The sequence below is a fragment of the Bifidobacterium catulorum genome (genome assembly GCF_003129925.1).
Taxonomy (GTDB): Bacteria; Actinomycetota; Actinomycetes; order Actinomycetales; family Bifidobacteriaceae; genus Galliscardovia; species Galliscardovia catulorum.
In genome coordinates this window covers 26,203-35,274 of sequence record NZ_QFFN01000025.1, presented here as the reverse complement: position 1 = coordinate 35,274, position 9,072 = coordinate 26,203, and the positions used below count along the sequence as shown (strand labels likewise).

Sequence of the window (9,072 nt, the reverse complement as noted above, 5' to 3'; positions counted from 1 at the left end):
AGCGACAGGCCCTACTCCTCGGCCAGCGGAGTGTGCAGGAAGTCGAGGATACGTCCGACATACTGCCGCATGATCTCATTGCGTTCGGTCGTCATCTCGTGGCGTGACCCGCGAAGATGCACCAGCTGCGCCGGGCACCCGCCCGCGCGCACCAGCGAAACGAATCGGCTCTGCGGCTGCGGCAGCACATACGCGTCGTTGTCGGCCTGGAACACCAGCAGCGGCGCCTCCACCTCCGCACATGCCGACGGCCGCAGTACCGACCGATACATGCGCAATCCCTCGCGCACCCATCCGAATGTGGCCGCATTCGTATGGTATTCGGGATGCTTCACGCGCAGGTCATGCACCCATCGGGCCCTCGTCATGCTCAGCCCCTGATAGAACTGTTCGTCGAAATCCTCGCTGAAATACTGCTGCGTCGGCGCGATATGCTTGCTCAACCCCACCGCGCACGCCAGTTCCACGATCCATGGCGCCAACCACAGCGGCATGCCGGTCTTCGGCGCGATCATCGGGACCGACAGCACCGCCTTGTCGATGATCGTGGGATACCGTTCCAGCATGGCGGCCGCGATGCCGCCGCCCATCGAATGACCATACAGATACAGCGGCGATCCGAGGGCGTAATCCTGCCCGATCGTGGAGCAGAACTTCGCCAGATCGTCGACGTACCGATGCCAGTCGTCGATCCAGACGAGGCTTTCGTCCTCGACGTCGCGCGGCGAATACCCGTGGCCACGATGTTCGAGGATGCATACGCTGAACCCGTCGAGCAGCAGATACCATGCGAGTTCGGCGAACCGTTCCGCGAATTCGGTGAAGCCATGCGAGATCACGACGGCGCCGCGGAACGTGGCCGTGGCCCCGTGCTCGCGTACCGCGTCGAATTTCGCGGAGTCATAGCAGATGTAATGCAGTTTGCCGGCGTGGTCGGTGGTCGTCGCCGCAGCGTGGTCGGCGTTGCCGACGCCGATTTTGGCGTCCTCCGCGAACCGGGCGTTGGTCGGACTGGCGTTGACTGAGGGACGTATGCGCATCCTGCCTACCGGACGTATCCCGCCGTGGCTCGTCCGCCCCGGGGTTCGCCCCCCGTTCTCGGTGCCATGGATGACCTCGGCGAGTTCGCCGTGTTGGCCGAAGATCGGGCTGCCGGGGGTGCCGCGTTTCGGTTTGCGTGGTGTGGGGGCCGTGCGTAGTGAGTCGAGTGGTGCGAGGTCGGCGTCGTGGGAGGGTTCCATCCATCCTTCGCTGCGGCAGGCCGCCAATGCCGGCAGCACGGTTTCGGTCATTGTCGTGGCGCAGTCGTGCTCTTCAATCAGATGCAGCTCCATATGCCCGAGCCTAGCGCAGACCGCTGTCACGCGCGGCGGTTCGTTCGTCGGGATGCCGTTGAAGCGGGGCGCTGGTTGCCGGGGACGATCGGTGGCGATTGATGGGGTATGCGGAGGGTTGTGATGGACGACGATGCGTTTTGCCTTAAAATGCGTCGTCGTCCTTCGGCTTCGTACGTTGGAAGATTGAAGAACGTTGGAATTTCAACGTTCTTGAAATCGATGAGTGGTGAATATGGCGGACGACGGTGTATTTTCGTCTGTTTTGCGTCGTCGTCCTTCGGGGAATCGGTGTTGCGATGGACGACGATGCGTTCTGCCTCATAATGCGTCGACGTCCATCGGAGTCAGGACATGTGACGGATTTCGTCAGCGTGCAGTGTCGGCGTCAGATGGGGGCGTATCGGTTTGTGGGGCCCCGTCGGTGGGAACGTTGTCGGATTGTGGTGAGGTGTCGTCGGTGGATTTGGCGGCGGGGGAGGATTCCCCGGACCGACGTCCGCGCTGCTCGCGTTGCCCGCCGCCGTCGCCCACGTAGCGCAGTTTCGGCTTGGCCTCGATGCGGGAGAGGCCGTTCCATGCCAGATTGACGATATAGGAGGCGAGCTGCTCTTTGCCGAGCTTGCGATGCGTGGCCCAGTACTGGCCCGTGAACACCATCAGTCCGACGAGCATCTGCGCATAGTACGGCACGCCCTTCGCCGGGATCTTATGACGTTTGAACGCGGTGACGAGCAGGTCCTCCACGCGGATGCTCACGTCGCCGAGCAGAGAATTGAACGATCCGGACGGGTCGGTGGTCGGACGGTCGCGCACCACCACCTGGAATCCGTCGGTATGTTCCTCAATATACGTGAGGAACGCCATCGCCGCGTTCTCCACGATCTGGCGTGAGCCCTGGGCCGGGCGGGACAACGTTTCCATCACCGATTCGGTAAGCGTCTGCATCTCGCGGTCGACGACGACGGCGTACAGGCCCTCCTTGCCGCCGAAATGCTCGTACACGATGGGCTTGCTCACCTTCGCCGTGGCGGCGATCTCCTCAACGCTCACCGCCTCGAAGCCCTTGGCCGCGAACAGCGAACGCCCTATGGCGATAAGCTGTTCCCGTCGCTGCAATGCCGTCATTCTGGAAGTGCTACCCATACGAACGTATTGTAGTGGCCGCGTCGTCGGCATGGCATGGGGTGAAAGCCGTGGGCGGTGAGGGTGGCGTCGGCGACGGGGCCGCGACGGTGATGTAAACAGGGTGATGTAAACAAGCGGCGATGATTGCGTGGCAAGTTCGGGAATTTCTCGATGGAGTGCCACAATATTGGGTATGCCGATGCTTCTTGTGATTCTTGCGTGGATTTGCGTGCTCGTGGTGCTCATCGTGTTCATTCTGCGTCAGGCGCGCCGTGATGCGCACAGCAGCGATTTCATGTACACCATGCAGGACGAGAACGTGAACGGCAACCGCAAGCCGCGCGTGGTGGGCACGCATATCGCGTTCACACCGACCGGCAAGCGTGGGGATTCCGCGGGGGGCGACCGGGATGCCGAATCGGGGACGCCGGTATATGTGAACGATTCCACCGTTCTTGAGGTGCGCACCCTGCGTGACGGTGGCGAAAAGGACGCCGATGCGGGGAAAGTCGACGGTGCGGCGAAAACGGACGGCGTGGCTAATTCCGGGGGTGCCCCGGCAGGTGGCGAGGCCTCCAGATAAGGGCGAACACGACCGAATGCGAGCCGTGAGGCCGTGATTCGGCGGAACGCATTTTCGGAGAATCCCCATCCCCGTATTTTCAATGGTTCTTCGGCAAGGTTGCCAGGGGAATCGCTTCCTTTGCCGGACCGAAGCCTCACAATCCGGGTTTTCCGGTGTGCCCAATAGGGTTGGGGATATGGATAGCATGACATTATTGATTATCGGCATCGTCGCCGTGGTGGTCATCGCGGCGATCATAGCCGTGGCAGTGGGCAAATCGCGCAAGAGCGGCGCCGCGGACGGTACGCAGCGGGAAGCCGGCGTTTCAGGGGGAAGCGACGCGGCGGTGGAGGAGCCTCCGGCGGCGAAGACCCCGGAAACCGCGGAAGCGGAAGGTGCCGCCGCGGCGGAGGGGCAGGAGCCGGAACCCAAGGAATCCGGCGAACCCGTGGAGGCCGAAGCCGGTGATACTTCGGAGACTGAGCCCGCCGAATCCGCGGCGACCGGTCCCGCCCCCGAGGAATCCGCTCCGGTGGCCGAGCCTGAGCCCGAGCCGGCACCGGCGAAGCCCGAACCGGCTGCGTCCCGCCTCACCCGCCTCAAGTCCCGACTGGCCAACAGCGCCAACCCGTTCGGCAAGGCGTTGTTCGCCATCCTCACCAAAGACAACCTCTCCGAAGCTGACTGGGAGGACGTGGAGGACACGTTGCTGCTCGCCGACGTCGGTGCCGAGGCGAGCGAACAGCTCGTCGAGGAACTGCGCAAGGACGCCCGCGTCAACGATGAGAAGACGCCCGAAGCCGTACGCGGCCTGCTGCGCGAGAAACTGCTCGACCTCGTCGGACGGAACATGGACCGCTCCCTCGTCGCCAGCCGCCCCCGCCCCGAGGATGCCGGCCCCTCGGTCATCATCATGGTTGGCGTGAACGGCACCGGCAAGACCACCACCGCCGGCAAACTCGCCCGCCTGTTCGTAGCCGAGGACAAGAAGGTCGTCATGGGTGCGGCAGACACCTTCCGTGCCGCCGCCGCCGACCAGCTCGAAACCTGGGGCAACCGCGTGGGCGTGCCCGTCGTCCGCAGCGACAAGGATGGCGCCGACCCCGCATCCGTGGCGTTCGAAGCCGCCAAAACCGCCAAGGACACCAACGCCGACGTGCTCATCATCGACACCGCCGGCCGTCTGCAGAACAAATCCAACCTGATGGACGAGCTCGGCAAGATTCGCCGTGTCACCGAAAAGACGCTGCCCGTCGACGAGGTGCTGCTCGTGCTCGACGCCACCACCGGCCAGAACGGCATGACCCAGGCCAAGGTGTTCGCCGAGGTCATCGGCATCACCGGCATCGTGCTCACCAAGCTCGACGGTTCCGCCAAGGGCGGCATCGTCATCAGCGTGCAGAAGGAGCTTGGCGTGCCCGTCAAGCTCATCGGTCTCGGCGAAGGCCCCGACGACCTCGCCCCGTTCGACCCCGAAGGATTCGTGGACGGCATCCTCGGATGAGAGGGTACCGCTGATGAAGCGACCCCCTCAGACCGCCTTCGGCGGCCAGCTCCCCCTGGTGGCAGGGGGAGCCAGGGGGTTTGTGCCGGCTGGGGTTGGTGACCGGCTTCTTCTGGTGGCAGGGGTGCGGAAGGACGTCGCCGCTGCTGGAGCGACCTCCTCAGTCGGCTTTGCCGACAGCTCCCCCTGGTGGCAGGGGGCGCCATAGGTAAAGAGGCGGGTTCACATCTCCCCTTGGTGGCAGGGGTGTAGCTGGGGTTAGCGTGGCCTGGTCCTCCTGATGGCAGGGGAGCCGGGGGTGCGGTTCATCAACGACGCAGTCCAAGCTCACCGGACGGCCATTCCGCTATATGGACATCCTTTACCTCCCATAATGTAAAACAATGACGCTCAAAGGCCCCGTTCGCGGCACGCTCGCCGCGACGGGGCCTTCGTTCATCCTCCCTCATACGGATTCCAACGTTTTCGGCCATATCACGTCCACGACAAACACGACGAAACGATGTAACGGGCCGGTCGCCGGTTAACACCTCCGTAACACGAAGTAATTGCTGGGGTAATGCGGGCGTCGTTTCATACAGACGATGGTTTCCGCCACTGACGGAACCGAATATACGAACAACGGACAGATACAGATACCAAGAGAGAGGGAGGTATTCATGGACACCGGTAATGCAGCATGGATGTTGACGTCAGCGTCCCTGGTTTTCCTCATGACGCCCGGTGTGGCGTTCTTCTACGGCGGCATGGTTCGCGCCAAGGCCATCCTGAACATGCTGATGCTTTCCACCGCGGCGCTCGCCGTGACGGGCGTCATCTGGACCCTTTGGGGCTGGTCGATCGCCTACGCCGGCACTGACGTGGCCGGCATCTTCGGCGATCCCGCCAGCGGATTCCTGCTCAAGGACACGATGGTCGCGACGGACGGCGTCTTCGGATCCGTCGACGTGAAGGACGCGGCCTACCCGCACAGCATCGACGTCGGCTTCCAGGTCACGTTCGCCATGATCACCGTCGCGCTGATCACCGGCGCACTCGCCGAACGCATCAAGTTCAGCACGTGGATGATCTTCGTGGCCCTGTGGATCACGTTCGACTACGCCCCGATGGCCCACATGGTGTGGAACCACGGTCTGCTTTCCCCCGACGGTCCGATCTCCACGGCCCTCGGCGCCGCGGCCCATGATTTCGCCGGCGGCACCGTCGTGCACATCAACGCCGCAGTCGCCGCACTGGTGACCGTGCTCATCATCGGCCGGCGCAAGGGCTTCCCGAAGGAGCCGTTCCGCCCGCACAACGTGCCGTTCGTGATGCTCGGCGCCTTCCTGCTGTGGTTCGGCTGGTTCGGCTTCAACGCCGGTTCCGCCTTCGGCGCCAACGGCACCGCAGGCTACGCCTGGATGTCCACCACCGCCGCCACCTCCGCCGCAACGCTCGGCTGGCTGTTCACCGAGAAGATCCGCTCCGGCCACTACACCGCCATGGGCGCCGCCTCCGGTATGGTCGCCGGCCTGGTCGCCATCACCCCGGCCGCCGATGTGGTCTCCCCGCTGTGGGCCATGGTGCTCGGCTTCATCGCCGGCATCCTCTGCTGCTTCGCCGTCGGCCTGAAGTTCAAGCTCGGCTACGATGACTCCCTCGACGTGGTCGGCGTGCACGGCGTCGGCGGCCTCACCGGCACCGTCCTCATCGGCTTCTTCGGCGAAGGCACGGGCCTGTTCGCCGGTGGCGACTTCAAGCAGCTGCTCGTGCAGGTCGTCATCGCCCTCGTGGCCATCCTCTACTCCGGCGTCATCACCGCCATCATCTCCTTCGCCCTGGAGAAGACCGTCGGCTGGCGCGTCACCGAGGCCCAGGAGGTCGGCGGCGTCGACTTGGCCGACCAGGGCGAGCGTGCCTACGATTTCGCTGGTACTGCCAGCTCCATCCTGAAGGGAGTGAAGTGAGATGAAACTCATCACCGCAATCATTCAGCCGCATAAGCTCGACGAAGTCAAGGAGGCGCTCGCCGCCGCCGGCGTCCACGGTCTGACGGTCTCCGAGGCCAACGGCTACGGACGTCAGCGCGGCCACACCGAAATCTACCGCGGCGCCGAATACACCGTGGACCTCATTCCGAAGATCCGCGTCGAGGTGCTGTCCGACGACGCCGACGCCGAAACTCTGGTGGACGTGATCACCAAGGCCGCAGGCACCGGCACCATCGGCGACGGCAAGATCTGGGTCGCACCGCTTGACTCCGTCACCCGCGTGCGCACCGGCGAGACCGGTTCCGCCGCAATCTGACCGTCGAATCGGCCGGAATGCGTTCCGGCCGTTCCGATCAATGAACAAGGTCCCCGCGACGGTTCGCCGTCACGGGGACCTTGTCGTGTATAGGGCAAAAAGAGCTGATATATGGATATATGCATCAGCACCCCCTCAGTCAGGCTACGCCTGACAGCTCCCCCTGGCAGGGGGAGCCGATTTGCGCGACGGGCCGCCTGTATGCCTGCCCGTACAGCTCCCCTTGGCAGGGGAGCTGATGTGATGAAGGGAATCATTCCGGCTCCCCTCCCGGCGGAGGGGAGCTGTCATGGCCCATGGCCATGACTGAGGGGAGCCGATGCACAGCGACAACATCGCGAATGTTAGGAGAAACGGACAGAACATGGCCTCTGCAGTGGATGGTCTCAAAACGAAACTGGTGGCCGTCAGCCAGCCCGACGATGACGGCGTATATCGCAACGGCGCGGAGAAACGCGCCAAACGCGTCGACATCGTATTGGAGGCCCTGCGCCGGCTCTGGTCGGACGCCACCGGATCGATGGGCGGCGACGCTCCCGACCATGGCGTAGGACTCGCCGCCGTCGGATCGCTCGCACGGCGTCAGATCGGACCCTGTTCCGACCTCGATCTCGTCATCATCTACGATGCGCACGCGATCTCCGATGCGAACGTGACCAAACTCGCCGACAAACTATGGTATCCGCTGTGGGATTCCGGCCTCGACCTCGACCATTCCGTCCGCACGCGTCAGCAGTGCGAGGCCGTGACCGACTCCGACCTGCCCGCAGCGATGGGCTGGCTCGACGTGCTGCCCGTCGCCGGGGACACCGACCTCATCCGCCGCACCGCCGACTCTATCCTCGAACGATGGCGCAAGGCTGCGCGCAAACGCCTGCCCGAACTGACCGACTCCGCCAAGGAACGATTCGACCGGTTCGGCCAGCTGCCGTACCTCAACCAGCCCGACATCAAGGAGGCGCGCGGCGGACTGCGCGACACCGTGCTCGTCTCCGCCCTGGCCACGTCATGGCTGGCCGACCGGCCCCACGGCAGCTATGACGACGCCGTCGAACACCTGCTCGACGCGCGCGACTGCATCCACCTCGCCGCCAACAAGGATACGAACCTGCTGCTGCCCGCCTACCAGGTGAAGGTGGCGAAGATGATGGGACTGAGCGACCCGACCATCCCCGACCCGGACCAGCGCGACGGCGAATCCATCGAAAACATGCAGACCGTGCTCGCCCGATACGGCCGCCGCATCGCGTTCGCCCTCGACTCCACGGCCTCGCGCGCCGCCCACTCGCTCACCCACGAGCAGCCGCGGTTCTCGTTCTTCCAGATCTTCCAGCCGCGCGGAGGAGGCCGCCGCGAGGCACCCCGCTTCGACATCATCGCGCCCGGCGTGGCCAAACATGAGGGCGAGGCCGTGCTCGCGCCCGGAGCCGACCCCGCGAAGGATCGCACGCTCGCCCTGCGCGTGGCCGTGGCCGCGGCCGAGAACGATCTGCCCATCGCGCCGGGCACATTGACGAACATCAAACGCTGCGCATTGCGCGACAGCGCATGGCTGCCCGAATCACGCGACCGTTTCGTGCGGTTGCTCGCCACGGGGCCGTCCCTGCTGCGCACATGGGAGGAGCTCGACTTCGTCGACATCCCGGGCCGTCTGATTCCCGAATGGCTGGGCATTCGCAACCGTCCGTCGGCGTCGGCAGCACACCGGTACACCATCGACCGGCATATGGTGGAGGTGGTGTCGCGCCTCGGACGCACGGCACCGACCGGCGAACGCTACGACGACGAGCATTACACCGTGCTGCTGATGGCCGGCATCCTGCATGATATCGGCAAGCGTCCGCGCATCGCCGACCATGCCGCCGAAGGCGCCCGCCACGTGCCGGCCATCATGAAGCGCATGCTGTTCGACGATAAGACCATCGAGATGGTGACCACACTGGTGCGCGAACATCTGACGCTCTCCGAATTCGCCACCACGAAAAGCCCCGACGACGAAACGGCGACGCGCGAACTGGCCGAACGGCTCGGCAACGACCCGCTCATGCTCGACATGCTCTTCGACCTCACCCGCGCCGACGGCTCGTCGCTCGGGGCGACCGCCGGCGAACAGATCACGAAGAAATACGGATGGTCGAAATGGCGGGCGTCGCTCGTCGGTTCGATGTACGGCGCGGCCCGTGCCGACGCGGTGCGTACCCGGGACAAGGTGCGTGCGATGGAGTAGGCCGGGAGGATGCTGAGACGTGGGCTAC

At 64.5% G+C, this 9,072-nt stretch carries 7 protein-coding genes; 5 read left to right on the top strand and 2 right to left on the bottom strand.

Features of this window, described 5'->3' with window-relative positions; genetic code table 11:
- Positions 1-11: 11 nt before the first annotated feature.
- Together DF200_RS08240 and DF200_RS08235 are read right to left on the bottom strand one after the other, a co-directional pair.
- Positions 12-1,334, bottom strand: a complete 1,323-nt coding sequence (locus tag DF200_RS08240; RefSeq protein ID WP_109137799.1) for an alpha/beta fold hydrolase — start codon at positions 1,332-1,334, stop codon at positions 12-14.
- 369 nt (positions 1,335-1,703) lie between these two features.
- Positions 1,704-2,480 (bottom strand): TetR/AcrR family transcriptional regulator, encoded by a 777-nt coding sequence (locus tag DF200_RS08235; RefSeq protein WP_241520201.1) that lies wholly within the window; start codon positions 2,478-2,480, stop codon positions 1,704-1,706.
- A gap of 175 nt (positions 2,481-2,655) precedes the next feature.
- On the opposite strand from DF200_RS08235, the gene DF200_RS08230 reads away from it, so the two are divergent.
- The 5 genes from DF200_RS08230 to DF200_RS08210 all read left to right on the top strand — a co-directional run bounded on the left by DF200_RS08230 (position 2,656) and on the right by DF200_RS08210 (position 9,044).
- On the top strand, positions 2,656-3,045 hold the full coding sequence (locus DF200_RS08230) for a hypothetical protein (protein ID WP_109137797.1): 390 nt from the start codon (positions 2,656-2,658) through the stop codon (positions 3,043-3,045).
- Positions 3,046-3,223: 178 nt separating this feature from the next.
- Positions 3,224-4,531, top strand: a complete 1,308-nt coding sequence (gene ftsY / locus DF200_RS08225) for a signal recognition particle-docking protein FtsY (RefSeq protein ID WP_109137796.1) — start codon at positions 3,224-3,226, stop codon at positions 4,529-4,531.
- Between the two features lie 659 nt (positions 4,532-5,190).
- Positions 5,191-6,477, top strand: a complete 1,287-nt coding sequence (locus DF200_RS08220) for an ammonium transporter (RefSeq protein ID WP_109137795.1) — start codon at positions 5,191-5,193, stop codon at positions 6,475-6,477.
- Between the two features lies 1 nt (position 6,478).
- A complete protein-coding gene (locus DF200_RS08215) occupies positions 6,479-6,817 on the top strand; it encodes a P-II family nitrogen regulator (RefSeq protein WP_109137794.1) in 339 nt (112 codons plus the stop codon).
- A gap of 364 nt (positions 6,818-7,181) precedes the next feature.
- Complete coding sequence (locus tag DF200_RS08210; RefSeq protein WP_109137793.1) at positions 7,182-9,044, top strand: [protein-PII] uridylyltransferase family protein; 1,863 nt, start codon at positions 7,182-7,184, stop codon at positions 9,042-9,044.
- The last annotated feature ends 28 nt before the right edge of the window (positions 9,045-9,072 follow it).